At 68.2% G+C, this 25821-nt stretch carries 20 protein-coding genes; 8 read left to right on the forward strand and 12 right to left on the reverse strand.

Annotated features, from left to right (window positions below):
- Positions 1–18 precede the first annotated feature (18 nt).
- Entirely contained in the window at positions 19–300 is a 282-nt protein-coding gene (locus WME97_RS45505; RefSeq protein ID WP_437547340.1) for a hypothetical protein, read from the reverse strand.
- 53 nt (positions 301–353) lie between these two features.
- The gene (locus WME97_RS45510; protein WP_437547341.1) at positions 354–2744 is read right to left on the reverse strand and encodes a type VI secretion system Vgr family protein; all 2391 of its coding nucleotides are present in this window, start codon (positions 2742–2744) and stop codon (positions 354–356) included.
- 112 nt (positions 2745–2856) lie between these two features.
- Between WME97_RS45510 and WME97_RS45515 the strand changes: the two genes are divergently transcribed.
- Positions 2857–3864: a hypothetical protein gene (locus WME97_RS45515; RefSeq protein WP_437547342.1), complete on the forward strand. Its 1008-nt coding sequence runs from the start codon at positions 2857–2859 to the stop codon at positions 3862–3864.
- A 95-nt stretch (positions 3865–3959) separates the two neighbouring features.
- Here WME97_RS45515 and WME97_RS45520 read toward each other — a convergent pair whose 3' ends face one another.
- Together WME97_RS45520 and WME97_RS45525 are read right to left on the reverse strand one after the other, a co-directional pair.
- Positions 3960–4529, reverse strand: a complete 570-nt coding sequence (locus tag WME97_RS45520) for a hypothetical protein (RefSeq protein ID WP_437547343.1) — start codon at positions 4527–4529, stop codon at positions 3960–3962.
- Positions 4530–4831: 302 nt separating this feature from the next.
- Positions 4832–5425, reverse strand: a complete 594-nt coding sequence (locus WME97_RS45525) for a hypothetical protein (protein ID WP_437547344.1) — start codon at positions 5423–5425, stop codon at positions 4832–4834.
- Between the two features lie 685 nt (positions 5426–6110).
- On the opposite strand from WME97_RS45525, the gene WME97_RS45530 reads away from it, so the two are divergent.
- A complete protein-coding gene (locus WME97_RS45530) occupies positions 6111–7256 on the forward strand; it encodes a 2-isopropylmalate synthase (protein ID WP_437547345.1) in 1146 nt (381 codons plus the stop codon).
- On the opposite strand, the gene WME97_RS45535 is transcribed toward WME97_RS45530, so the two are convergent.
- The gene (locus WME97_RS45535) at positions 7240–7569 is read right to left on the reverse strand and encodes a hypothetical protein (protein ID WP_437547346.1); all 330 of its coding nucleotides are present in this window, start codon (positions 7567–7569) and stop codon (positions 7240–7242) included. The genes WME97_RS45530 and WME97_RS45535 overlap by 17 nt on opposite strands.
- 89 nt (positions 7570–7658) lie before the next feature.
- Here WME97_RS45535 and WME97_RS45540 point away from each other — a divergent pair, with 89 nt between their 5' ends.
- Complete coding sequence (locus WME97_RS45540; protein WP_437547347.1) at positions 7659–7832, forward strand: hypothetical protein; 174 nt, start codon at positions 7659–7661, stop codon at positions 7830–7832.
- Between the two features lie 26 nt (positions 7833–7858).
- Here WME97_RS45540 and WME97_RS45545 read toward each other — a convergent pair whose 3' ends face one another.
- Both WME97_RS45545 and WME97_RS45550 read right to left on the reverse strand, forming a co-directional pair.
- Positions 7859–8491 carry an ankyrin repeat domain-containing protein gene (locus tag WME97_RS45545; RefSeq protein WP_437547348.1) on the reverse strand — a complete coding sequence of 211 codons (633 nt, stop codon included), beginning with the start codon at positions 8489–8491 and terminating at the stop codon, positions 7859–7861.
- Positions 8492–8493: 2 nt separating this feature from the next.
- The gene (locus WME97_RS45550) at positions 8494–9354 is read right to left on the reverse strand and encodes a hypothetical protein (protein WP_437547349.1); all 861 of its coding nucleotides are present in this window, start codon (positions 9352–9354) and stop codon (positions 8494–8496) included.
- A gap of 203 nt (positions 9355–9557) precedes the next feature.
- Between WME97_RS45550 and WME97_RS45555 the strand changes: the two genes are divergently transcribed.
- The gene (locus tag WME97_RS45555; RefSeq protein WP_437547350.1) at positions 9558–9731 is read left to right on the forward strand and encodes a hypothetical protein; all 174 of its coding nucleotides are present in this window, start codon (positions 9558–9560) and stop codon (positions 9729–9731) included.
- 490 nt (positions 9732–10221) lie between these two features.
- Here the strand turns inward: WME97_RS45555 and WME97_RS45560 are convergent, their stop codons facing one another.
- The 5 genes from WME97_RS45560 to WME97_RS45580 form a co-directional block, all read right to left on the reverse strand.
- Positions 10222–11622: a hypothetical protein gene (locus WME97_RS45560; protein ID WP_437547351.1), complete on the reverse strand. Its 1401-nt coding sequence runs from the start codon at positions 11620–11622 to the stop codon at positions 10222–10224.
- A gap of 54 nt (positions 11623–11676) precedes the next feature.
- The gene (locus tag WME97_RS45565; RefSeq protein ID WP_437547352.1) at positions 11677–12903 is read right to left on the reverse strand and encodes a toll/interleukin-1 receptor domain-containing protein; all 1227 of its coding nucleotides are present in this window, start codon (positions 12901–12903) and stop codon (positions 11677–11679) included.
- Between the two features lie 194 nt (positions 12904–13097).
- Entirely contained in the window at positions 13098–13304 is a 207-nt protein-coding gene (locus WME97_RS45570; RefSeq protein ID WP_437547353.1) for a hypothetical protein, read from the reverse strand.
- Positions 13305–13494: 190 nt separating this feature from the next.
- On the reverse strand, positions 13495–13665 hold the full coding sequence (locus tag WME97_RS45575; RefSeq protein ID WP_437547354.1) for a sigma factor-like helix-turn-helix DNA-binding protein: 171 nt from the start codon (positions 13663–13665) through the stop codon (positions 13495–13497).
- Between the two features lie 503 nt (positions 13666–14168).
- A complete protein-coding gene (locus tag WME97_RS45580; RefSeq protein ID WP_437547355.1) occupies positions 14169–15263 on the reverse strand; it encodes an RNA polymerase sigma factor in 1095 nt (364 codons plus the stop codon).
- A 132-nt stretch (positions 15264–15395) separates the two neighbouring features.
- On the opposite strand from WME97_RS45580, the gene WME97_RS45585 reads away from it, so the two are divergent.
- The 4 genes from WME97_RS45585 to WME97_RS45600 all read left to right on the forward strand — a co-directional run bounded on the left by WME97_RS45585 (position 15396) and on the right by WME97_RS45600 (position 25780).
- Entirely contained in the window at positions 15396–16571 is a 1176-nt protein-coding gene (locus tag WME97_RS45585; RefSeq protein WP_437547356.1) for a hypothetical protein, read from the forward strand.
- The gene (locus WME97_RS45590; RefSeq protein ID WP_437547357.1) at positions 16565–18238 is read left to right on the forward strand and encodes a hypothetical protein; all 1674 of its coding nucleotides are present in this window, start codon (positions 16565–16567) and stop codon (positions 18236–18238) included. The genes WME97_RS45585 and WME97_RS45590 overlap by 7 nt, the downstream gene beginning before the upstream one ends.
- Before the next feature lie 2292 nt (positions 18239–20530).
- The gene (locus WME97_RS45595; RefSeq protein ID WP_437547358.1) at positions 20531–21706 is read left to right on the forward strand and encodes a PAS domain S-box protein; all 1176 of its coding nucleotides are present in this window, start codon (positions 20531–20533) and stop codon (positions 21704–21706) included.
- 45 nt (positions 21707–21751) lie between these two features.
- On the forward strand, positions 21752–25780 hold the full coding sequence (locus WME97_RS45600) for a non-ribosomal peptide synthetase (RefSeq protein ID WP_437547359.1): 4029 nt from the start codon (positions 21752–21754) through the stop codon (positions 25778–25780).
- Positions 25781–25821 lie beyond the last annotated feature (41 nt).

Below are 25821 nucleotides of genomic sequence, written 5' to 3' on the forward strand. Positions count from 1 at the left end.
CTGCGGCGGTTTCATCGATCAGCCGCGGTAGGGTGGCCCCTGCGGGCGTCGCAGATCACGGATGTACTTGCCATCCACAGGGAGGCGCTCCTTCAGGTAGAGCTCGACGTACCCACATTGCTGGCACGCATATGCCTCCAATTTCCCAGCGGCGCCCTCGAGGTGAAATTTCCCGGTGACCGCCAGCTGGAACTCGTAAGATGTGTCCTTGCCGGGAGGACACGGATCGTTGTTCGCGACGCGCTCGACGTGCCAGAGGTTCGTGCAGAGGCATTTGGGGCATGTTCCGGTGCTCTTCATAATGTGCTTCGCTGCGGCGTAATGATGGCCCGCTAATGAATTCGTGTCATGTTCTAAATCTTAGTGAGTCCAGATTTCATGATTCGAACGGCCGAGTTCCACGCCTCCGTGACTGCTTTTTTGGTGTTGGTGCCCATGGTCTCGAATACTCCTCCGAACGTTGTGGAGCTGTTTGCGTAGAACTCTCCCTTTTGTATACCACGGCTCGCCGCGTAGTTGCTCATATCAATCTTTAGGTCGTTCACGGCGAGATTGATCTTGGTGAGATCGGTCTTCTGGAGCCCAAGCGAGTTCTTCGAGATGAACGTCTCAATGTAGAAATTTATGTGCTTATTTAACTTGCTCGGCGCGTCGATCTCCACCTCCTGGGCCTTGAGCGTGATCTTCGTCGGGCTCTCCACGTGGATGGTCCCGCTCTTGCTCTCGATCCTGATGTCGCCCTTCACGGTGTGCGACCACGCCCCCTTGATGTCCGCCGTCCACCCCAGCTTGACGTCGGTCTTCCACGAACCGTAGTCGTCGTGGTTCTGGCCGCTGATCTTTTGCAACCAGCTCCCCAGCACATCCTGCTTGCCGCCGGCCTCGATGGTCTGGGTGAACCCGCCGTGGATGTCCTGCGTCATGCCACCGCTCTCGACCTTGTCGGTCCGGCCCGAGCGCACCTTGATGTTCTGGTGGCTGTTGTAGAACTCGTTCGAGTCGCCGTCGACGTTGATCGTGTGGATGCCGACGTAGTGGATGGTCGCGTCGTCGCTGACGTCGACGTAGTACTTGCCGCCGACGTTCTGCCACCACTCGCCGCACACGTTGAAGCCGGCGTTGCCCTCCGTATAAACGTAGAACATGCAGTCGACGGGCTGCATGTCGGGGTTCGCGTCCGGCGTCTTCGGGGGCACGACGAACGCCTGGTGGGTGGGGCCGCCCATGTGGACGTTGGTCGCGCCGACCGGGGTGAACAGGTCGATGTGCTGCTTGCCCTCGAGGTCCTCGACGACCATGTGGTTGCTGCCGCCCGTGCGCAGCACGTTCTGGGTCAGGTTGCGGCTCGTGACCGTGCTCGGCCGGTGGGCGTTCGGCACCACGCCGGCGATGAACGGCCGGTCCGGGTCGCCGCCCTGGAACGACACCATGACCTCGGTCCCCTTGCGCAGCGGGAAGTGCCAGCCCTCGACGGTGCCGCCGTGCGGCTGCATCATGCGCAGGTACGTCGACGTGGCGCCGTCGGGCAGGTCGCTCGCGTCGAACTTGAGGCGGAGCAGGTAACGACCCATGTCGTCGATCTGGGCATACTGGCTGTCGCCCGGCCCGTCGACGACGCCGTTCTCGAAGCCGTAGATGCGTGGCCACGGCGTCGACTGCGGCGCCCTGAACTGCACGTCCGCCGGGATCGCCACGACCGCGACGCGGTACGTCTCGTTCGGGTCGATCCCCGTGTAGCGCGCGATGTCGAACGATCCGCCCGTGATCGCGGCCGCGTGCCGCACCTCGACGGCGAGGTAGCGCGTGGGCATGTCCGAGGGCCCGTCCTCCAGCTCGAAGACGTAGCCGGCCCGCAGCCCCCTGGCGTTGCCGGTGGCGTGCAGGGTGAGCTCGCGGCAGGCGATCGACTGCGCCTTGACCTGGGCCAGCCGCGCCGCCTCGTCCTGCGTGAAGACGCGATAGCCGTACTCGCGGAGCTCGCCGTGACCGTTCTTGGACACGGTGTGCTCCCCCGAGACCGGCGCGGCCGGGTTCGCGTAGTTGTAGTCGTTGATCCGCACCGCGGCGGGCAGCGAGCTGAAGTCGACGTGCAGCTCCCGGAGGCACTCGCCCGCCGACACGTCGTGGCTCGAGAGCGGGTGGTAACGAACGCGGCCGTCACCGCTCAACGGCTCGTGCTGATCCTTGCTGTCGACGATGACCATGACCTCGGCGCCGCCGTCGTCGACAGGGTGTTCGAAGTAGTAGTAGAGCCCCTCGCGCTCGAGCCATCGATGGGTGAAGTCGATGTGGCTCTCCCGGTATTGACAGACGAACTCCTCTTCCGGATAGCGGCCCGTGTCGATGCTGAACCGGAAGTCGCTTGTCGAGAGGCCGCCGTGGGTGAGCGTCTCCGTCAGGAAGGCGTCGATCGCGCTCTTCGTATGGACGAAGCTGCGCACCGAGTGGCGCTGGCGCCACAGCTTCGGCACGAGCGATCCCTGGTAGAGCGCGCCGTCGGCCGACTCGCGCAGCAGCCGGAGGCGCGCGAACACGCCGTGCCAGCACATCGGCGGCAGGTTGCCTCCGCGATCGAGCGTCAGCGTCGCAGGGGCGTTGATCGCGGCGCGGACGTCGGTGCCCGCCGGCACGGTGAACAGGACGTCGAACTCGAACGGTCGGCACAGCGCCTCGGTGCCCTTGAAGCCGACGGCCCGGGCGGCCGGCAGCGCTGCGCAGTGCATGGCAAGAACGTCCACGCTCATGAGCTCCCCACCAGGTTGTGGTCCACCCGAGGCCCCCTTGAACGCAGCGGCCGCGCGCGGACGATGTCGCGACCGCGAACCATACACAGAAGCGCGTCCGACGTGCAAGGTCGTGGATGTCGCCGCACGACACCGTCGCGTGGTGGTACCCTGGCCGAGCGAGGAGGCGACGCCGATGGACGGGGAGCCCGAGTCTGAGCTCGTGCGACAGTTTCGAAGCCTGGCAGGCGCCCTGGAGGACTCGAATGAGTTTCACATCAGCGCGCGCGGCTGTCCGCTCCGCGTGAAGTACTCGCCGGGATCTGTGTCGAGTCTCACGCTGAGCGCGCCGTACCCCGCCCGCAGGGCAGCCCCCGCGCACGGTCCGCATTCCGCTTACCGCGATCCGGCCGGCACACTCGTCGCCATCCGCCCGATGAAGATCAAGCTGCGGCGCGAGACGGACGAGGACAGGGCCGCAAGATCTCGCGGCGTCGCGTGTGAAGCACAGACAGGCGATCCGCTGTTCGACGACGAGGTTTACATCGACTCGCCGAGCGACGTACAGACCGTGCTCCGGACGCTCGCGTCGCCCGAGCTGCGCGCCGGCGTGCGCGCCCTCCTGGCCGAGGGCGTCGAGCACGTGATCCTCGACGACAAAGACGGAGAGATCTCGGCGCTGCTCCTTCACTTCACGCGGGCTACACACGATGCCCACCGCGCGAACCGGATGCTGGACGCGTTCGTCGGCGTCGCCCTCAACGCGCCCTGCGTCATCACGTCATCGGAACAAAGGCCGGCTGATACGGAGCGTGCGCTCCTGATCATCGGCGGAATCCTCTGCGGTGTCCTGGGCAGTCTCGGAATCGCAGCATATTCTCTGGCGGCAGGCCAACGCTGCGAGTTCGACAGCAACCCCGAGGCCAGCGTGCTGTTCTCACTGGACGGCTGCTTCACGCCGGCTGCGCTGGGCCTCATGGTAGGGTACCTCCCCGGGTTCCTGCTCGGCGCTGCAGTCTCGAGACGCTTCCGCGGGCGTTCGGATTCGCACGACCGGGCAAGATCGGCGCACGCGCTGACCTTGATCCTCTCTGTTCAGCTCGCGATCTGGCTCTTCGCGGCATTGCTCTGGCTGCGGTAATCCGTGGCCGATCTGGCCCTCCCCGTCGGACCCCCGGCAGTACAGCGTCCGGACCCGGCGCCGCTGGGCTGCCGTGCAAGGGGTGCCGCGGCCGATCACGGCGCGCGGCGGAGCGCGCCGCGCTGCCAGACGTACCGGCCGCGGGTGTCGCAGATACGCCGGTAGGTGGCACGCGCGCGCTGCCAGGAGGCGCTGTTCCAGCCGGAGGCGCCAGGGAAGGGCTTGTTCGCGGCGATCGAGGGGTGGTCGCACGCGGAGGTCGTCCTGTTCGCCGCCTCCTCGAATCGAACCGCGTCCCCCTCGACGCGGACGTCGAGCGCGACGGAGCAGGGGATCGGGGACCTCGGCGCGCAGTCGTCGAGCGCCACGCTGGTGGGCACGTCGAGCACAGCCAGGAGCGCGCCGCCTCGCGCTGCGTAGAGCACCGTGTGCGTCACGGAAGGCACCGCCGTGGAATCCTGCTCGCGTCCGCGCGAGCACTCGATCAACTCGACCTCGGGCAGGCTGAGCGCCCCGTGGCACGAGCACATGTTGAGGCGCTGAGGCGGTATCGTGGCGAGGGTCGACCAGCACGAGGCATCGGGGCGCCTCACGGCGCCGCGGGCGGCCAGCCAGGCATCCTGGTCGAACGGCTTGTCACCCGGCGCGCTGGGGTTGGGGTTCATCCCGGGAGGCGGCGATGCTGCCCCCGCACCAGCGGTCGACGATGGCGGTGCTCCCGCGCTCGACGAGCCACTGATGCCCGGGCGTGCGGCATCGAGATCGAGATCGACCGGGCCAGCCCTGCCAGCGGAGGCGCTTCCGGCGGGGGAGGCCGACGTGGCCGGCGCGCCCGCTGTGGTGGCCGACGAGCTCAGCTCGACCGGCGACGCGTCCTCCTGGGACTTCCGCGCCCGATGACAACTCGGCTGACCTGCTGTGATGACCGCCGCGAGCACGACGAGGGCGGGCGAGGCGACGGCGCGTTTCAAAACAGGGAGTCCTGCAAGAACTGCTGCAGAAAGGTCAAAGCGAAGGGACCGGGCATGGCCACGTAGCCACCGAAGATCGCGAACTGATGCCAGTAGTCCTTTCTCTCGCGCAAGTGTGGATAGGCGGCGATCACGTGATCCCAGAGCGGGTTGCTGCCGGCCTCATAGGCCTTGCTGTCCGGCGGTGTCGCGGTGACCCGCGCCGCGGGGCCGCCTGCGAGCTTCTCGATCCTGATCCGGATCCCCTCGTTCGCCGTGAGCTGATAGCTCCCGGTCATCGGCAGCACCGTATCGCTCCGCGCGTTGAACCACTGGATCGCGGCGGGGGCATTCGAGGACGTGCCCCGCGCGTCGAATGCATACACCTCCGAGACGCGCTGTCGATTGCTGGCGAAGGCGGCCCAGAGGGACAGCCCGCCGGCGCTGTAACCCGCGACGCCGAGGCGCCCGAGCTGGATGGCGCCACGGTTCCTCGCGAGGCGTCGCTCGGCCCAGAGCAGCCTGAGCACGCCGCCGGCGAGGGCAGGCAGGGAGGCGCCGATCGCAGCGCCGAAGTCGGAGCCGCTCGGCGAGGGGTGCAGAATGACCACAGGCTTCTGGCTCCGGGAGAGCGCATCCTCGAAGCCAGCCCGCAGATGCACAACAGCCCGGTGTCGATCGGCGGCGGGGCGATCGGCGGCGGCTGGGTGGGCGGGGGCTCCGGGGCGACGCCCTGCACGATGGCCTGAGCGCCCATCGCGGCGGCGTGGAGAGCGAGCGTCGCGCGCTCCTCGGCGACGGTGAGCTGCCAGCGCCCGTCCCGATCGACCAGGGACAGCGCGGGCCACGGGGATGCCTGGGTGGTATGGCGGTGCGCGTCACGAGCTGGAGCGTCTGGGGCTCGGCGTCGGGGAGGAGCACGGCGTCGCCGATGCGGCTCGCCACGCGCACGTGCCACGTATCTCTCTCGGGCAGCGGCGCAGTCCCTGTGCATGATCGAAGCTCCCGAAGCGGCAGGTGTCCCGGAGCAGCAAGTTGCTCCTTGGTCAGCTTTTTACGCTGCTGCTCTCCGCGCGGAAAGCCGCTCGTGCCGGTGGGCGCGGTGGTCCGGGCCTGCGGGCGTGGGCGCCTGGCGCCGGCTCGATGCGCTCGCGGCGTGGGGTGCGGCGCTCGCCGTGCGCTGCTGGGACCTGCTCCGGCGGCCGACATGAAGTAACCTCTTCCCCCAGCGCGGATCGACGCGGTGCGCCGCGCCCGCGCCACGCCGAGAGTCCCCTTCGAGATGAGATGCAGCGCATGAGCGCCGACGGCCGGGATCCCGGCGCCGCGGCCCCCTTCGACTGGAACCGCGCCGAGCCGGCGCCCGGGGAGCGCCCCCCGCGCCCTGGCGGGCAGCTGTCGCCCTCCGGCTCCGGCGGCCAGCAGCCGCCCCCCGGTGGCCAGCAGCCGCCCCCCGGCGGGCAGCGGCCGCCCGCCGGTGGCCTGGCCGCCGACGTATGGGGCGCCGCGCCCGCCGAGGGCGAGGCGTGGCTGCCCTTCGACCGGGGAGCCCGACCCGTCGAGGTGCTCGACGAGACGCTGCGCGACGGCATCCAGGGCGTCTCCACCATGAACCCGCCGCGCGCTCTCAAGATCGAGCTCCTCCACGCGATGGCGAGCGTCGGCGTCGACGTCGTGAACCTCGGCATGCCGGCGACCGGGCCGCGGCAGTTCGACGACGCGTGCCTGCTCGCCCGGGAAATCGTCGCGTCCCGCCTGCCGCTCGGCCTGACCGCGGCCGCGCGCACCCTCGCCGCGGACGTCGAGGAGGTCGCCCGGGTCGCCGAGCGCACCGGGGCGCCGATCATGGTCTACGCGTTCATCGGCAGCTCGCCGATCCGGCATTTCGTCGAGGGGTGGGGGCCTGACTTCCTGGCTCGCAGCGTCGACGAGGCCGGGCGGGCGGCCGCGGCGGCTGGCCTGCCCTTCTGCCTCGTCGCGGAGGACGCGACCCGCTCGCCGCCCGACATGCTCCGCACGCTCTTCCGCGCCGCCGTCGACGCCGGCGCGGCGCGCCTCTGCCTTTGCGACACGACCGGCCATGTCACCCCGCCGGGGGTCGAGGCGCTCGTCGCGTTCGCCCGGCGCGAGCTGGGCGCGCTGGGGGCGACCGGGATCGAGCTCGACTGGCACGGTCACAACGATCGCGGGCTCGGCCTCGCGGCCGCGCTCTGGGCGGTGGCGAGCGGCGTCGAGCGGGTCCACGCCACGGCGCTCGGCGTCGGGGAGCGGACGGGCAACACCTGCCTCGAGTTGCTCGTCGACAACCTCGGTCGCCTCGGCGCGCGCGCCCCGGTGCCGCGCGAGCGCCTGGCCGCGTACTGCGCGGCCGCGTCGCGCGCGCTCGCCTGGCCCGTCGCGCCGGATCATCCGATCGCGGGGGCGCTCACCCGCCGGGGGTGACGCTGCCCCCGCCGACGCGCGCCAGGGCGGCGCGGACGATGGGCGCGGCGGGCGCGACCGCGTCCGCGAGCTCGCCGACGCGGCCCGCCGCGCGCTCGGCGCGGGCCCACGCCGACGAGAAGCCGAGCGTACCGGGCGGATGAGCATCGGCGAGGGCGATCGCCTGCCGGAGGTCGTCGCCGACCGCCGCGATGGCGTGGAGATCTGCCACGCTCGCCCCACGGGAGCGCGCCTCGGCGTAGAGCGCGCGCACGATGCCGAGCAGGTCGCGGGCGGCCTCCAGCGGGAAGGGGTCGTGGCGGATCGAGAGCACGCCGGCTGCAGATCAGGGGGGCCGGGCGGGGGCGTCAAGCCGGGGGACACGCGTGCGATGCGGTTTGAAAATTGCAGCGGAAGGCCGTCATGAACGACGACAAGGATGAGCTCGCGAAGACGGACATTCCCGGGGATGACGAGGATGCCCCGCTGCCGCCGAACCCGGGGGATCCGGGGCCGGAGCAGCCGGAGCCGCCGTCGCCCGATCCGACGGAGGATCCGCGCTTCCCGCCGCTGGGTGACTTCCCGCGTGGGGTCTGACCCGGGTCTCGCCCTTGATGCGGCCGCTAAGGGCCGGGGTCGGCGGTCGGCTGCGTCGAAAGCAGTGCCGCAGCGGCTTCGAGCGTCGCGGCTTGCGATGCGTCTCGAGGGAGTCGCTCCCGTGCGGTTCGGCGATCGATGTCCTGGGCTTCCGGGTCGGCCCCGAAGGCGAGCAGCAGCCGGATCATCTCGAGATCGAGCAGGTGCGCCGCCCAGCCGAGCGCCGTCCTGCCCGTGGGACCGCCTGCGCCGTCGATGGTCTGATGGGCTCCACACCGGAGGAGCAGCGCCGCGCCCGCGAGGTCTCGATGCTGTACGCACCAGCGAAGCGGCGAATCCCCCTCGGCACCGACCACGTTCGGGTCTGCGCCGGCGGCCAGCAGGACGTGCATCGCTTCGCGTTGCCCGCGGAACACGGCCATCAACAAGGGCGTGGAATCTTGCTCGCGATCCAACGTGTCGACCTGTGCGCCGTGCCGGAGGAGCAGCACGAGCGCCTGGATCGACCCGCCGTGCTCCAGCTCTTCGATGGCCGCGTGGAGCGGAGTCCAGTGCGGCCACTCTGGGCGGAGCGAGCTGAAGTCGTGTTGCTCCCTCAAGAGCCTGGCCAGGCGATCGACGTCATGCGCTTCGATGGCTGCGAAGAGCTCGGAGGACATGATTACAGGTCCGCCATCGGGTGGCCGGGAGCGCAATTCACGGCCTGAAGGGCGAGACAGGCGGTCAGGCCGCTCGTCTCCTGCGCGATGGCGTCCGCGTGCCGCGGGTCGGGGTTGCCGCCGAAGCATTCGTTCTGGATGCGGTTGCGGGCCGCGAGGCAGGCGGCCAACGCGGCGATGCGCGCCCGGATCTCCGAGCAGGGCCTTCGCGCGAGCCGCTTGGGGCTCACCTTCGACGGGCTGCAGCTCTCGCCGGAAATTCTGTCGCCGATGCCGTGCATGGTGGCTTGCAGCGCGTCGAGCACCGAGTCTTCGCAGGTTTGATTCGGGTATCTGCGGGCTGTCGTCGCGGTCGTGGTGGTGGTCGTCGTGGTGCTGCTCGAGCTTGTGGCGAGCGCAATCAGCCCAGCAATGCCGGCGATTCCGAGCGCGACGGGGATCAGCACATCGTCGGCGGCACCGATCCCGGTGACATCGTCCGCCGCGAGGGCGCCCGCAGCCATGAGACCCCATCGGGCGACGTCGGCGGCGGATTGCCGTTGCACCTGCCCGCCGCCCGTCTGCGTCAGGGTCACCCTGGAGGCCCCGGCCATGACGGCATCGGCTGCGCGTTCCGCCTCGACTTCGGCGGCATCGCTCGGATGGCTGATGCGGGGGGAGGCGGGGAGGGTGGCCAGGGCGGCGCGGACGATGGGCGCGGCCGGCGCGAGCGCGTCCGCGAGCTCGCCGACGCGGTCCGCCGCGCGTTCGGCGCGGGCCCACGCCGACGAGAAGCCGAGCGTGCCGGGCGGATGGGCCTCGGCGAGGGCGATTGCCTGCGGGAGGTCGTCGCCAACCGCCGCGATGGCGTGGAGATCTGCCACGCTGGCCCCGCGGGAGCGCGCCTCGGCGTAGAGCGCGCGGCACGATGCCGAGCAGGTCGCGGGCGGCCTCCAGCGGGAAGGGGTCGTGGCGGATCGAGAGCACGCTGGCTGCAGATCAGGGGGGCCGGGCGGGGGCGTCGAGCCGGCGGGGCGAGCGGTCGTGTGTGTGTGATGCAGTTTGAAAATTGCAGCGGAAGGCCGTCATGAACCATCGCACGCATGAGCTCGTAAAGACGGACATTCCTGGCGACGACGAGGATGCCCCGCTGCCGCCGAACCCGGGCGATCCGGGGCCGGAGCAGCCGGAGCCGCCGTCGCCCGATCCGACGGAGGACCCGCGCATTCCGCCGCAAGGCGACTTCCCGCGCGGGGTTTGAGGCGAGGTGATGGCTGTGGCTGGTCGCGTGAGGACAGCGGGTGCGGAGTCTGAGATTAGGTGAGGAGTCCAGAGAGTCCTCGTGCCTCACCACAGTGGCCTAGGATTCTGCCCGCATTGAAAAGGCCGTAGCAGGTGATTCTCTCGTTAAGTCGCTCAGGGACGCCAAGATTAACTGATTGCATTCAGGTTACGAAAATAAAAATACGGCTCTCGCCGTCTTTCGGCGGTGAAGGCGCCGAGAATCGAACTCGGAGCTAAACTGACGGCCAGCACGCGCGAGAGACACGGCAGACGTCTCATCGGACGCGTCGGAGCGGTGTCAGAGGCCATCGAGGTCCAAGTTCCTCTCCTATGCCTGAGAGCCATCTCACGGACCCCCGTGACCTCGCGCCGGGGCGCACGGAGGTCACACGGCACAGGAGTGCTTCTGCATCAGATTCTATATAATAGGATAGACGAGTCGACCCGACAACATAATGAGGTCAGGATCATAGATCGCCGAGAATGGGGAGTGGAACTCTTCCGGCAACAATATTCGCACGTTGGTCGGGGCTAAATGGCGGCTGGAATAGTCTGTTACATTGCTGCCTATTACGGAATAACTCGAGGATGTAGCTCATGCGCTCGGGCAGCGACGCCCAGTCCTCGGCGCCGTAGCCGGACGTCATCTGGTCGTGCGCGTCGTACTCGCTCAGGAGATCGAAGAGCTCGCGATCGTCGATGGTCGCCAGCTCCGCGAAGTGGAGCGTCAAGTCGGGCGGCGCGCGCAGATCGTGACCGAGATCCAGGAGCTCGTCCGGCAGGCGCATGGTCATCATTTCCTTCGTGGCCAGCAGACGCCAGACCGCCTGTACCTTCTCCGCCTGCTCGCGGATCACGGACCTGAGCGCCTCGGGCAGGTGCCGTCCGGGGACGCCGAGCGCGTCGCGCAGGCAGCGGACGGGCGCGTTGAGCGCCCGCGCGATGTACGGCTGGAGCCGCACCTGCTCGTGCAGCCCGACGAGCGCGTTGGCGAGGAGGATCAGCTCCGCTTTCCTGTCCTGATCCTCCGTGAGCATCGCCTCGTGGTAGCGCACCACGGCGCCCCGGAGCGGCCCCTGTCCGCCCTCCCGAGACTGTCCTGGCTTCAGCCCGTCGAGCAGGGCGGCGAGCTGCGCGTCGCCGGGCCGCGGGCACTCTCGATAGACCTGGATCATGCGGACGAACAGGGGTCCGAGCTCCTCGAAGACCTTGAGATTGCCGAGGGCGATGTCCGAGCTCAGCTCGCGCAGGATCCGCTCTGGGATCTCCATCAGATCGAGTCCGTGACCCCACCAGGGCGTGAGCAGGTTGACGCCGCCAACGTGGGGCCCGCCCTTGCCGCGTCCCATCGCGATGCCGGCGCGCTGCGAGATCACCTCCCGCTCGTCCTCGTCCGAGAGGATCAGCTGTCGGAGCACCGCCGGCACATCCTCGTTGCGGATGAACCGCCCCGCGGTCTTCGACGCCCACGTGGCGAACGTGCACCAGTGGGCGTTGCGCCCGCCGAGCAGCTTCACGAGCTCCGCGGAGATCTCGTAGTAGCACTGGGTGATGAGCAGGTTACACAACACTGGCTGGTTGTTATTGACGCAGATGAAACTGACCAGATCTGCGAGTGATAAATTGGAGATCTGGGTGTGCGAGTAAGTCGACGAGAGCGGAAAATGCGGATATTGTGAAGATTTGAAGTCTCCTGCTTCGGCTTGTTTGCACAGCTCATTCCATCTTCTCAGCAGATCGGGTGGGGGCGATGGAGTGGCCGCAATCCGCGCCAATTCACGCGACACGAACTCCTGAATCTCGGGCTTTAGCTCGCTTGAGAAGTGTTCAGGAATAGACGCAATTGTGGCCGGAATGAGTCTGTTCATGGTATTGAGTTTGACGTCTCTGTCGCCCTGTGAGGTTGGTGCTATGATTCTGATTTATTGTCGTGATAAGTCCAGCTGTGTTGCGTGATCTGAGTTGTTGGTCGTGTGCTCCTGGTTAGCCTGTGATTTTGCGCCATTGATGTGTGTCGATATGGCTTGCCATTTGCTGGCAAGTTCGAAGACATACGTGCGAGCATCGGTCGACATGGGAGGTGTCATCAGAACCACCCTGCGCTCGAGTTCCCGCCATCGTGCTGATTCATTTCTGATATATAAGCATAGCTGCCTGCGAACTGCGTCAGGATCTGTATCGTCGCCGTCGCCGCCGCCGCCACCCCCAAATTGATCGATCAGGAGCTTGATGAATGACGCCGCCCAGCGTGATAGCTCTTCATCGAAATGCTCGGACTGGATCAGGTCAATAAGCCATAGAGCGTTGATTAGGCCAGATATTCCCGCGTTTGCGAACGATGCGCACACATGCGTCCACTGGTCGATGGTCGTTCTTCCCCTGCATGCGTCGGTCGGAAGGTTTGCTCGTATCAGTGTCGCGGCAGGATCGTTGGGATTTTTTGTGAGTATTCTGGGTAATGTCGTTTTTATTAGCCAGTGAATGCCTTTCGAGGTATCATCAGTGGTTTTGACGATGCCCGTGGTTGTCGGATGACTGGGCTGCTGGATCGGTGGTGCACTGCACGGTGCGACCGGTTTGGGTGCTGATGCGACGAGTAATGCAGTTCTGGGCTCTGCGCTGGAAGTGACTTCTTTGGGTTCGTGTGCGTTGTGTTGAGCTTCGGTTGCGGTCGGCGAGATGGTCGAGAGGTGAGCCAGGTCTTTAAGCGTGAACCGTAACTGCTGAGTAACGTGTTGCCAGAATTCGTCGTTATTGGGCCAGTCGGCTAGTGGCTTGCAATTGCTCGGGACCGGTTGAAGCACTTTGAACGGGCTTTCTCTCCAGTCGCATGCTCGCAGTATAATTGGGATCACGCGTGCCTGGCCCGCGTCATGCCGCTCCAATGCGCGCTTCATCTCAAGCTCGTAACAGTCGTCATAGGCGAGGAAGTCTCGACTGACTGCTAGTAGGACCACTTGCGCAGAATCGAGGAAGTTCGATATCCTCGAGTCGCGTTCTTCCCCCGCGCCGATCCGGCCGCGATGCCAGGTGCGAATAAGTCGCTGCCGCCTCATGATCGCAAGGCTCTTCTCCAACTCGTCGACGAGTCCCTCATCAGGAGGTGCGTACGAGATGAAGAGGTCGAGAAGTCGGGGGGGCGCGGTCACGCGTATAAGGGTACTATAACGGCCTGCGCGTGCCGACGGCGAACGGCGCTCAAGGAGCGTTTATGCAAAAATTGCGCCATTGTGCTGCCCCGCCAGCAAACGATGACCAGAGCGCCGGGCCGCAGCTCCGGCCGGCGCCGCCATACCGGGAGCATGGGCCGGTTCTCTGCGCTGTGATGCGGAACGCGTCCGAGCTACGCCTTGCCCACGCAGGGCTCGCAGAGGTGGCGGTCGCAGAACAGCCATAGGCCGCCATTGAGCTCTCCGTCGACGAGCCAGAGATCGAGCGAGAGTCTGAGTGGCAGGTCGTGTGTTGCGATGTGGACGTACGTGAGGGCAGGTGTGTGGTGGAGCATGCTCCGGATGTCGTAACCGGATCGCCGCCGGTGGCGTGTGCTCAAGTTTCTGGTTGATCGCCGAAGCAGGCACCCCTTGGGCTGGGCCCTGCCGGCACCACCTCTGCCGAGGGGGCTCAGGTAGAGGACCCGCGGCCCGGTGTTGACGCTTAGGCTGGCTGATGATCCGACGAGCAGGCCGACTGATGGCCATCGCGGGCGTGCGCAGCGACGGCGAGCTACGCCCGCACCTCCTTCAGCGGAGGATCTTCCGCAACTGCTTTCGCGCGCGGTGCAGCCGCTTGTTCGTCGTGCCTGGATGGGCACCGAGCTCTACAGCGATCTCCTCAGCGGTACTGCCCGCGGCGGTGCCCGCGAGCACGGCACGGAGCTCGGACTTGAGCCGCTCCAGACAACGATGCGCCATCCGGGCCTCCACCTGGCCGAAGGGCGACGGTGCATGCGTCGCTATCCCTGGAGCCGCGAACGCCGCCAGCTCCCTGTGCCACCGGTACAGGCGCTCCCGGTAATGGAGGATGTGGTGCTAACAGCGAAGAGCCAGCTCTGTAGAGCCTTCTTCGGCGGCACCTCCGGACGGGGCCGAATTCCTCTGCCTTCCACGCTGCGTCAGGCGGACAGGAAGATCTCCTGCATTACATCGAGCTGGTCGCGAGCGGGCACGCCGAATTGGCGCAACACGGCATGGATCATCCTCGAGTGCCGCATGACGGCCTCGAAGGGAACGTGTACTGCCGGGGGCGCACCAACCTCGACTCGATGGGACGCGCGCCTATGCTCCGCCACGGCTTCCTTGCGTGTCATGGACGTGCTCATTCTCCTGGCTCGGCGCAGGGCGGATCTCGGCCTGACGTCGCTCAAGAACCCCGCCGCCTCCACCGCTGGCTATCTGTCTCTAGGGCCGCCGCCGATTCAGCGAAGTTGCAGCAGCAGCGCCTCGCGCTCCCGGGCCAGCTGACCCCGAGGGAACTCCATGGCGTGCATGTCGAGCATGCGTCGCGCCTCGACGTCAGCCCTGGCGTTGTAAGCTTCGATGGCCTTGCGCGCCTGGAGGATCAGGTCTTTCTCGCGCTCGCTCGCGACCGGGCGTACGGCGCGGACGGGCGGCGAGGAACGCGCAGCTGTTGCGGCCGGTGAAGCGGCTTTGCCGTTCTTTGCGACCGGCGCATTCTCGCCGGGTGCCAGGATGCTGCCCTGCACCGGGGGCGAGACCGTGGCGACCGCACTGCGTGCGTCTGGCTGGTCGAGGGGTGGCGCGGTGTGCTGCTGCGGGGGTGTGGCCGCACCGGCGTAGATCGCTGCTGGCCGTGACCACGGGGTCGTACTGGCCGAGCCTGACGAGCGCGGAGCTGTCGCGATGACGGCGCCCGTCAGCACGACGAGCGCAGCCTGCGCGAAGACCTTCGCCCCGACCTTCTGCAGGTGCAGCGCGGTCGTCCGCCACGAGCGACGGAACAGGCCGAACGCCACCGGAACGCAGGGCTCCTTGTCCCAGCCCCGGAATTCTTGCTGCGCCATCCAGCGCCGCTTCGCCTCGTCCAGTTGCTCGCGTGCCCTGCGGTGCTGGCTCCTCACGGTGTCCAGCTTGAGCCCCAGCTCGGCGGCGATCTCGGCGAGCGACTTCTCCTCAATCTCGTGCTTGACCAAGAGGTCCCGGTACTTGGGGTCGACCTGCTCGATCAGGTCGCGCATGACGGCTTCCCGCTGCTGCCTCCGGAGCAAGGCTTCCGGGCTCGGTTCGTCCCCGCGGAAGTCGTGCTCGTCGAACGGGGTCAGGACCTCACCCCGACGGCTCGCGTCCCGTAGGTGACTGCGGGCGAGGTTCAGGGCGATGGTGACGGAGTACGGCGCTGAATCCACGCCTGGCTCGAGCCGCCCTCTCGCCTCCCAGTCCCGCAGGAGCGCTTCCTGCGCGAGGTCCTCGGCGTGTCGCGCGGGGACACCGACCCGCCTGATGAGGCGGCGAAAGCGCTCGAAGTGGGGGGGAGTTCGTGCTGGCTTGCCCACAGCTGGTAGCACCCCTGAGCTGGCCGGAAGGGTTCAAGAAAGAGAAGGGTCGGTCAACTTTGGTAGGATAATGTACGCTTTGTGATGTGCGTACCTGGGTAGCTCCACTGCTCGGAGGGTCGACGAGCTCCTTTGCGTCGTCGGGCCGATCTTTGCCTGGAAAAAGTTCGGTTTCCTGCGAATTGGTCAAGGTTGACGCCGCGCGTCCGGCGCAAGTACGGTCCGCGCATGCGTGACGTTGCGCCTTCGCTGCTGTTCTGTCTGATGATTGGCGCCGCAACCAGCTACACGAGCTCGGCGAGCGCCGAGGACATCTACTCGACGCCGGAGCAAGGCGGCAACTCGACGGAGAAGGACCTTATTCGCCGCGCACGGAGGGCCCGCGACGCAGGGCGGTGGACCGAGGCTCATGCGGCCTACAAGGCGGCCTTCGAGGCCGCAGACCCGCCGTCGAGCACGGAGAAGGAGCGCGCGGAGATCGCCGGAGAGCTTGGCCTGTGTGAGCTCGAGCTGCGCAAGTACCGTGACGCTGCGGAGCATCTGGCCTGGAGCCTGGATCAGCGCAACATCCTCCCCCTTCAACTACAGCTTCGGTTCGAGGCCGGGCAGCGCAAGGCAGCGCCGCACGTCGCGACCCTCTACCTGTCCGTCGACCCGCCCGATGCCGAGGTGCTCATCGACGGCAAGCCCATCAGCGCACCAGCGCGGACCTACAGGCTGTTCCTGGATCCCGGACAGCACATGGTGCGGGCCAGGTTGGCGGGCCATGAGGAGGCGTTCGCGTCGTTCGACGCGCAGGCCGGGAAGCCGACGACCATCTCGCTGCAGGTGCCGCGCGCCGCAGCGCTAGGCGCTCCTGCGAAGGAAACCTCGATGCGGAGCTCGGCGCCAGGGGCGCAGGCGTCGTCTTCCGCGGAGCCGTCCTCCACGGCGTCGAAGCTGCGCATCGCTGGCGCGGTCGTGGCAGGGGCAACCATGGCAGCCGGCGGTGGATTGCTGATCTGGAGCGCGTACACCGAGGGTGAGCTCCATGACCGAGCTACCGCGCTGCGCGGCGCGGACAACGATGCGAGCCGATGTGCCGGCCCCAATGCACCGCGCGCGTGCTCGGAGCTGCGTGACCTGCAGGAGGAGCGGGATCTTCTCAGGACAGCCGGATGGGTGACCCTGGCCTCGGGCGGCGCGATCGGTGCGCTGACGCTCGTGTCTCTGCTCGTGGACCGGACCTCACCGTCCAGCGATGGGGTGCGTGTGGTGCCCACGGTGAGCGGGCAGCGCATGGGGCTTATGATGGCGGGTGTGTGGTGACGAACGTGGAGCTTCGGAGCATGGATACCTCATCGAAAGGTCGAGGCCGGGTGGCTGTGGCCACCTTGGTGCCTATCGCGTTCGGGTTCGGAATCGCTTCTGTCGTGTACGGGTGTTCCTCCGGTCACGAGGATCCCATCTGTGTCGACGACCCCACGGTAGAGTCTCCGCAAGATGGGTGCGGCCTGTTCGTCAGCGCAAGTCTCGGCGACGACGCGAATCCAGGAACGCGCGCGAAGCCGCTGAAGACACTGCGCAAGGCCCTCGAGCTCGTGGAGGCGGGCGGTCACCCCCACCATGTCTACGCTTGCGCTGAAACCTTCGACGAACGTATCTGGTTCTACGACACTAGCATCTGGGGCGGATTCGACTGCACGAACGGCTGGCAGCACCTCGGTGCCGATGCGAAGACCATCATCGCCCCGAAGCAGCCCGAGCGCGAAGTCGTGACGTTCGGAGGGCGGGAAGTCACGCTCGCGAACCTGCGGATCGTGGCGCCCGATGGCAACGAGATGGACCGAACAGAAGCGTGCTCGATCGGAATCGTCGCTGTGCGCGATGAGGCCGAGCTCAAGCTCGTTGCGAGCGAAGTCATCACAGGACGGGGCGCAATCCCGGGCGGCAACTCGATCGGGATTTACCTCTCCGCTGGCAGCGAGCTCGAGGTGATCGACAGCCTCATCGTCGCAGGTGACGGAGCCGACGGTGAGCCCGGAGCTCCGGCGGAGGATGCAGCGGCGGCCGATGGGCGGCCTGGACACGCGGGAGCCGATGCGTGCACGGTCGATGACGTGCCTGCAACCCGAGAGGCCACAACGGAGTGTGACGACGAAACCTCGGTCAGCGGCCAGGGCGGCCCCGGTCTGGCCGATGAGGGCTTCAGCGGAGGTCATGGGGAGCCGCTGCCCGACCCGAACCCGACGGGCGTCGGTACCGGGGGCGTCGGTCAGCAGGGAAGCATGGCGTGCACCGACGGCCAGCGCGGCCTCGACGGTGCCGCGGGTGTGCACGGTCAGGGGGCAAGGCTTCCTGGCGCTGTGGGATGGGTCCGCACGCTGGGCAAGGGTCAGGGCGGGACCCTCGGACGCCCGGGTCAGGGGGGCGGCGGTGGTGGCGGTTCGCGCGGCGGCGCGACCGCCTGTGGTGCCGGGCCGGTCGGGGGGGCGTTCGGCGGTTCGGGTGGTTCCGGCGGTTGTGGCGGCAAGCAGGGGACAGGCGGTTTCGCTGGAGGGGTGAGCGCTGGCATCGTCACAAGAGGTTCGAAGGTCACCATCCGCGGATCGACCCTTCAGACCGGCCGCGGTGGTCGGGGTGGCGCGGGAGGAGCGGGACTGCCAGGAGGAAGCGGAGCTCCCGGCGGTGAGGGAGGCGGAGGCGTGCCCGGGGCGCTCGCGGGATGCCGCGGTGGCGATGGCGGCAACGGGGGGCCCGGCGGTGGCGCAGGCGGCGGGCTCGGCGGTCATTCGGTAGCCATCGCGTATCTGGAGACCGCGGAGGTTACGCGCGAGAACGTCCAGGCGACGTTTCTCCTTGGAACTGCTGGGGAGGGAGGGGACGGCGGCGATCCGAATGTCACGGAGAGCAAGGGCGACGATGGCGTGGCGGCCGAGTTCCTGCCGTTTGCGGCCATTGATCCGAACGACCCAGACTCTCATGAGCTGCAGTAGGGGGCGCCATGTGGGATGAGATGACGAGATGGGAATCGGGCTTCCGCGCGCTGGGTGCTCGGCCTTTGTTGTTCGGAGTCGCTTTGTTCAACGGGAGCGCGGCGCTCGGATGCGGTAGCGAATCGGGGGTGTGGGAACGTTGCGAGGAGACCCTCACATGCGCGCCGGTGGAGTCGTGCAACGCGGATCCCGGCAACGCCGATCGTCCGGTTGACTGCGAGGGCGTATATGTGGCAGACAAAGGCGATGATGCTGGGCCTGGCACGCCGAATTCGCCGGTAAAATCGTTTGCGCGGGCGTTCGAGCTTGCCCGCGAGCGTGGCATGCGGGTGTACGCATGCGCCGACACATTCTCTGTCGAAGTCCGTGTGCCAGCAGGAATGGACGTGTGGGGAGGTCTCGACTGCCGCGGTCTGCCAAGTCATTGGCCCCTGCATCCACTCGGCGAGCTCACCACGATCGCGCCAGGTCCGAACCGGATTCCGCTCACCGTCGTGGACCAGGCGGCGGAGCCCTCGCCCGAGGGCGACGTGATCACGACGCTGACGAGAATCCGTATGATCGCACAAGATGCCACCGTGCCGGGCGGCTCCTCCATCGCCATGCGCGCCCTGCCGGGAGTGACGGTACATCTGCGCTTGAGCGAGGTCGTAGCCGGGGACGGTGCAGATGGAGCTCCTGGCGCGGATGGAGGCGTCGATGCAGCACAAGAGGGGGCGCCAGGGAACCGGGGAGCGATGGCGTGCTCTGCCGATACGGTGACGGGAGGGGCGCGAGTCACAACCTCGTGTGACGATGGCATCTCGTCGGGGGGGATGGGTGGTATCGGCACAAACGATGATGGTGGTGACGGGGAAAGTGGTTCCCCTCTACCAATCACGAATCCGATGAGCCACGGTCTGGGTGGAGCTGGGCAAGCCATCCTGTCCTGCACAGAGGGGAGGGGCGGGCTGGCGGGGGATGACGGCGCGAATGGGAACGGCGCATCAGGGCCCGGTCGGGTCACAGACACGGGGCTGGAAGGTGGCGCAGGCGAAGATGGCCATGCAGGGCAGCACGGTTACGGGGGCGGCGGTGGAGGCGGCTCGCGTGGCGGTTCAGCGTACTGCGGCGCAGGCGCAGTACAGGGCGGCGCTTCTGGAGGTTCCGGCGGTGCTGGCGGCTGCGGCGGCAAGCCCGGAAAGGGCGGCGGTCCAGGCGGATCCAGCATCGGGATTCTCTCTTACCACGGTCGCGTCCGCGTAAGTAAAACCAGCATCATCACGGGTCGTGGCGGAAACGGTGGACGAGGCGGGGACGGCCAGTACGGCGGCGTGGGTGGGTACGGTGGCACTGGCGGAGGCAACAGGGCCGGATCGCAGCCAGGCTGCCGCGGCGGCGATGGCGGGAAGGGCGGCAACGGCGGTCGGGGAGGTGGAGGCCACGGAGGACACTCACTCGCGGTGGCGCATACCGTCGATCAGGGCCCTGACGTCGAGCCCGACTCTCCGATCGAGTTCGGCCTCCCTGGTGACGGCGGAGGTGCCGGCGATCTGAACGCGAACTCGGGCAAGACCGGTTCCGCAGCCGTCTCGATGGGTTTTCAGGACTAGACACGTGACGCTGCGAGGGCGCCGGCCGGACACCGGGCTCCGCCCCGCCGCCGATTCCCGGGGCGAACGCCTCGTCGCCAATGCCGTCCAGCCTGGCCTCGCGGCAGCGCGGCAAGGCGTCGTTGCGAACCGGGGCGAGCTCGCCCCGCGGAGCGTGGGGACGTCGCGGGACGGTGACGTGGTGCCCAGAATGACGCACAGGGAACGAGATCGCCATACGGGTGCCCGTCGCAATCAGGAATCTTCTGACCATCTACATGCGACAAGCGCACGCCTGCGACGCTGGGCATCCGTCACATCGAGCCGCGCCACGCGCCCGCCCGCTCCGTCGGAGACGCGTGCAACCAAGCCATGGACCAAGCGCTGGACCCAGCAATGGAGTGACGACCGCAGCAAACGTCCTCGCTGTGACAATACCGATCAGCGGGCCCTGCTGTCCCCACTGTGACGGTATTCCTGCTGAGATTGATGCTGTCTAAGGCGTCTCATCAGGTGTAACGTCGCTGGTGGAGGCGAGCTGTCCACCACCGCCGCCCGCCGCCTGACCTTTGCCAGCAGCCAGCATCGGGGGAAATCGATGGAACCTCACGAGACGGTTCTCCAGCCGCATCATGGCGAGCTTGCCGCCCTGCGCGCTCGTGTGTCCAGGCTAGAGCAGATCGAGCGGGATCTGCGTGCCGAGCTCAGCCGTACGAACGCCGTGCTACAGGCAATTCCGTACCTGCTCTGCGTCCACGATCCGGTCGAGCAGCGCAAGCTCTACGAGAACCGCTCGCTGGCCGGCGAGCTCGGATATGCGGCGGACGAAGCGGGCCTCGCGGGCCTCGATGCGTTCGTGACGCTCGCGCACCCCGACGACCAGACCCGGGCTCGCGAGCAGCTCGATCACGCCGGAGAAGGCCAGGCGAGCGACTCGGAAGAGCTCGCGTATCGGCTGCGCAAGGCCGACGGGTCGTGGTGCTGGGTCACCAGGCGCGAGATCGTCCTCGCGCGGGATGGTACCGGCAAGCCGCGACAGGTCATGAGTGTAGTCCAGGACATCACAGGTCGAAGGGACATGGAGGTGGAGCAGCGCCGCCAGGCCGAAGAGCTCGGCGTGTCGAAGACATTGATTGACAATGCGCTAGATGGCATCACATTGACGTCGATGAGCGGGCAGGTCGTCTATGCCAACACCGCCTTCAAGGCGATGAGCGGCTTCGGCGACGGCGCGGTCGGCTGCGGGCTGACCGACTTCTATGCTCCCGAGAGCTTCCGCCGGCTCTCCAGCGAGGTCTTGCCGATCCTGATGAAGGACGGCGCGTGGCGCGGCGTCCTCAAGATCCGGCGCCCCGACGGGAGCGAGTGGATGGGGCAGACCAGCGCCTTCGTGGTCATGGGCCCGGCGGGGGAGCCGACGGGCATGGCGGCGTTCTTCAGGGACATCACGGAGCAGCTCCGGTACGAGGAAGAGACGCTCGCCCAGATGCGGGTGATTCAGGCGCAGCAGGCGGCCCTCCGGGAGCTCGGCACGCCGCTCATCCCGATCGCCGACGGCGTGATCGCGATGCCCCTCATCGGGACGATTGACCGGGAGCGCGCGCAGCAGATCCTGGAGACGCTCCTGAACGCCCTCGGCGAGAAGCAAGCCGCGGTGGCGATACTCGATATCACCGGCGTGAAGGCCGTGGACGGAGAGGTGGCGGCCGCGCTGGTCCGCGTCGCGCAGGCGGCGAGGCTGCTCGGCGCCGACGTCGTGTTGTCAGGCGTCCGCCCCGTCGTCGCACAGGCGCTCGTCGATCTTGGCACCGAGCTCAGAGGGCTCGTCACCTGCGGCACCCTGCAAAGTGGTATTGCCTACGCGCTGAAGCGCAAGGCACGCTCGATGACCGTCTGAGCTTCCACGCATCGTCCTCTGCAGTTCAACGGGGGGGGTTCGATCATGCGCGCTCACGCGTCACAGGCACGTCTGTCCCACGCACCGGGGGAGCTCCCGCGCGAGCTCCCCGCGCTCGATCTCGCGACCGATCGCCCGCGCCCGCGCGCGCCTTCGCCATCTCGCGCGTCGGCGTCGCGAGAGCTGCCGCCTCGGCTCGCCCTGGAGCTCGACCGCGTGCGCCGGGGCTCGGGCGCGACGCTCTTCGTCACCCTGCTCTCCGCTTATGCGGCGCTGCTCTACCGCCATACCGTTCAGAGCGAGATCCTGATCGGGACGCCCTGGCCTCGCCGCGGCGGCCGGTGGGGCTGGCGTGCGGCGCCAGGCCCTCGCCATCCGCTCGTCCTTGGCGCCCGCATCGACGAGGAGCTCAGCTTTCGAGACCTCCTCGGGCAGATCGCCGCGCAGATCGCCTCGGCCGAGGCCCGCGGCCACGTGCCTCTGGACCAACCGCTCGCGGGGCTCGAGGTGGCGGAGGACACAGGCGATCACCCGACGTTCCAGACCACCTTCGAGCTCGTGCGACCCGGGGATGCCCTGCGGCGCGCCGCGATCAGGGCGGCGACCGCGGCGCGGCGCTCGTGCGCCCGCCCGGCCGCGCCGGTCGATCTGTCGCTGTCCGTCACGGCGCTGCAGCGAGGGCTCGTCGCGACGATGACGTACAGCACCGACGTGTTTGATCCCGGGACGATCGAGCGGATGCTGGATCACCTCGGTCTCCTGCTGGCGGGCGTCGCGGAGGACGCCGAGAGGCCGATCGCCGAGATTCCGCTGCTCACGCCGGAGGAGCGGCGCCGGATGACCGTCGTCTGGAACGCGACGCAGACCGCCTATCCGCGCGACGCGTGTGTTCATGCGCTCTTCGAGGAGCACGTCGCGCGGACGCCCGACGCCATCGCCGTCATCGAGGGCGACAAGGCGCTCACCTACCGCGAGCTCAACCGCCGCGCCAACCGGCTCGCTCATCGGATCTCCGCGCGCCGCGCCGGTCCCGACCTGCGCGTGGCCGTCCTCGTCGAGCGATCGTCGAGCGCGCTCGCCGCCCTGCTCGGCGTCCTCAAGGCCGGCGGCGCCTACGTGCCCCTCGATCCGAGCACGCCAGACGAGCGGCTGCGCTTCATGCTGGAGGACGCGGCGGTGGGCCTCGTCGTCGGGCAGCGAGCGCTCGTGACACGGCTCGACTTCCGCGGGGACGTCATGTGCCTCGACGAGGACGACGGCGCGCCCGGCGACGACAGAAACCCTGCCATCCCTGCTTCCGCGACCGATCTCGCCTACGTGATGTTCACCTCGGGCTCGACCGGTAGGCCCAAGGGCGTGGCCGTCCCGCATCGAGGGGTCGTCCGCCTCGTACGGGACACCGGGTATGTCGCGTTCGGGCCGTCGGATCGCGTGGCGCACGCCTCCAGCCTCTCCTTCGACGCGTCGACGTTCGAGATCTGGGGCGCGCTGCTCAACGGCGCTTGCCTCGTCATCGTGTCTCACGAGACGCTGCTGTCGCCGGAAGCGATGCCCGCGCTCCTCCGGCGAGAAGGCATCTCCGTCCTGTTCCTGACCACGGCGCTCTTCCACCACCTCGCGCGAGTGAGCCCGGACGCCTTTCAGGGGCTCTCCTACCTCGTCGTCGGCGGCGACGTGCTCAATCCGAAGCTGTCCAGAGAGGTGCTCCTGAAAGGCGCCCCGAAGCACCTCGTGAACGGCTACGGTCCGACCGAGAACACGACGTTCTCCACGGCTCACCTCGTGCGCGCGGTCCCGGAGGGCGCCTCCCGCGTGCCGATCGGACGGCCCATCTCGAACACGCGCGCCTATGTCCTGGACCGCCGGCTCCAGCCGGTGCCGGTGGGCGTCCCCGGTGAGCTCTACGTCGCCGGCGACGGGCTGGCCCGAGGCTACCTGAACCGACCCGATCTGACCGCCGCGGCGTTCGTCCAGAACCCCTTGCCCGAGGAGCCGGGAGAGCGCCTGTACAAGACGGGCGATCAGGTCCGTTATCTGGCCGATGGATCGCTCGATTTCCTGGGCCGGATCGACTGCCAGGTGAAGATCCGTGGCTTCCGCGTCGAGCTCGGGGAAATCGAGGCGGCGCTGTGCGCGTGCCCCTCCGTGCGCGAGGCCGTGGTCGTGCTCCACGAGCACGCGCCCGGCGACATGCGCCTCGTGGCATACGTCGTCTCGGACTTCGGCCTGAGCGGCCCTCCGTCGCGCCCCGCGGGCGGGGATCGGCGGCAGGGAGCGGACGGCGTGGACAGCGCCGGCCCCGCGAGCTGCGGCCCCGCGTCCCGCGACCTGTCGAGGAGCCTGCGCCGGTCTCTGCAGGAGAAGCTGCCCGACTACATGATCCCGGCCGCGTTCGTCGTGGTGCCCTCGCTGCCGCTCACCGCGACCGGGAAGGTCGATCGCCGGGCGCTGCCGCCGCCCGACGCCGGCCGGCTGCACACCGGAGCGCCGGAGAGCACCCGCTCTCCGATCGAGCGCCGGGTGGCCGAGATCTGGGCGTCCGTCCTCCATACCGACCGCCCGGAGGTGGACGATGACTTCTTCGAGCTCGGCGGAAACTCCCTGCTGGCGGCGCAGGTGCTCCTCCAGGTGCGGACGGTCTTCCACGTCGACGTGCCCGCGCGCCGGCTGTTCGAGTCACCCACCCTGGCGGGGCTCGCCCGCGCCGTCGAGGAGGCGCGGCGCTGGAAGGCGCGCGGCGCCGCGGCGTCGATGGGCGCGATCGACCTCCGCGCGGAGGCCGCCCTCGCTCCCGACATCCGCCCTTGCGGCTCGTTCGTCGACACGGGCGCTCCGCCTAGCCATGTCTTCCTCACCGGCGCGACGGGGTTCCTGGGCGCCTTTCTCGTGCGCGACCTCCTCACGCAGACGCGCGCCACGGTCCATTGCCTGGTCCGCGCTCCCGACGCCGCCGCGGGCCTGGCAAGGATCCGGCAAAGCCTTTCGGACTATTCGCTCTGGGATCCCGCGGCGAGCGCGAGGATCGTCGCCGTGCCCGGCGACCTGAGGGAGCCGCTGCTCGGGCTCACCCCGGCTTGCTTCGAGGCGCTCGCGCAGCGCGTCGACGCGATCTACCACGCCGGCGCCGAGGTCAATTACATCAAGCCGTACGCGTCCCACAAGGCGGCGAACGTGCTTGGGACACAGGAGGTCCTGCGGCTCGCTTGCCTGGGCCGGACGAAGCCCGTGCATCACGTCTCGACGATCGGGGTCATCGGCCAGATCGGCTATTTCACCGGCGCCCAGACCGTGCGGGAGAGCGACGACCTCGATCGCTGGGTGGACCACCTCCAGACGGACATGGGGTATTCCCAGAGCAAGTGGGTCGCCGAGAAGCTCGTGTGGATCGCGCGCTCGCGCGGGGTGCCCGTCACCGTCTTCCGCCCCGGGTCCATCCTGGGTCACAGCCAGACGGGCGCCGCCAACGTGACCGACTTCGTAAGCAGAATGATCAAAGGCTGCGTCGAGATGCGCTGTGCTCCCGACCTCCCCGCGCAGAGCAAGGAGCTCGTGACGGTCGACTACGCCAGCCGGGCGATCGTACACCTCTCGTGCCTTCCGGGCTCGCTCGGGAAGGCGTTCCACCTGGTGCCCCCGCCGCCTCGGCGGCTCGATCTGAACGGCTTCTTCGATCTGCTCGTCTCCCGCGGCTATCCGCTGGCACGGCTGCCGTACGCGCCATGGTGCGAGCAGCTGCTGGAGCGGGTACGGCGCTCGGTCGACAGCCCGTTCCTTCCCCTCCTGCCGATGCTGACCGAGAAGGTCCACGGCGACCTGACCCGCTGGGAGCTGTACGCGCGGATGCCCGCCTTCGACTGCCAGAACACGATCGAGGGGCTGGCCGGCACGGCGATCGCGTGTCCCCCCATGAACGCCCGGCTGCTGGACACGCTCCTGGCGTATTACCTGCGCAGCGGGCACCTGCTCGCCCCGGCGCCGGCCGAGAGCGGCGTGCGCCCGGCCGCGCCGAGGGCCCGCGGCCCGCTGCGATGGCAAGACGTCGCGCGCCTGCCGCGGCGGGGCGCGCACGGCTGAGCGCGCCTCCCACGCGCGCCACGCGCGCTGCTCGCGGAGGC

Origin of the sequence: Sorangium sp. So ce367 (assembly GCF_051520455.1) — a bacterium.
In the GTDB taxonomy this organism is placed as follows: domain Bacteria; phylum Myxococcota_A; class Polyangia; order Polyangiales; family Polyangiaceae; genus Sorangium; species Sorangium cellulosum_B.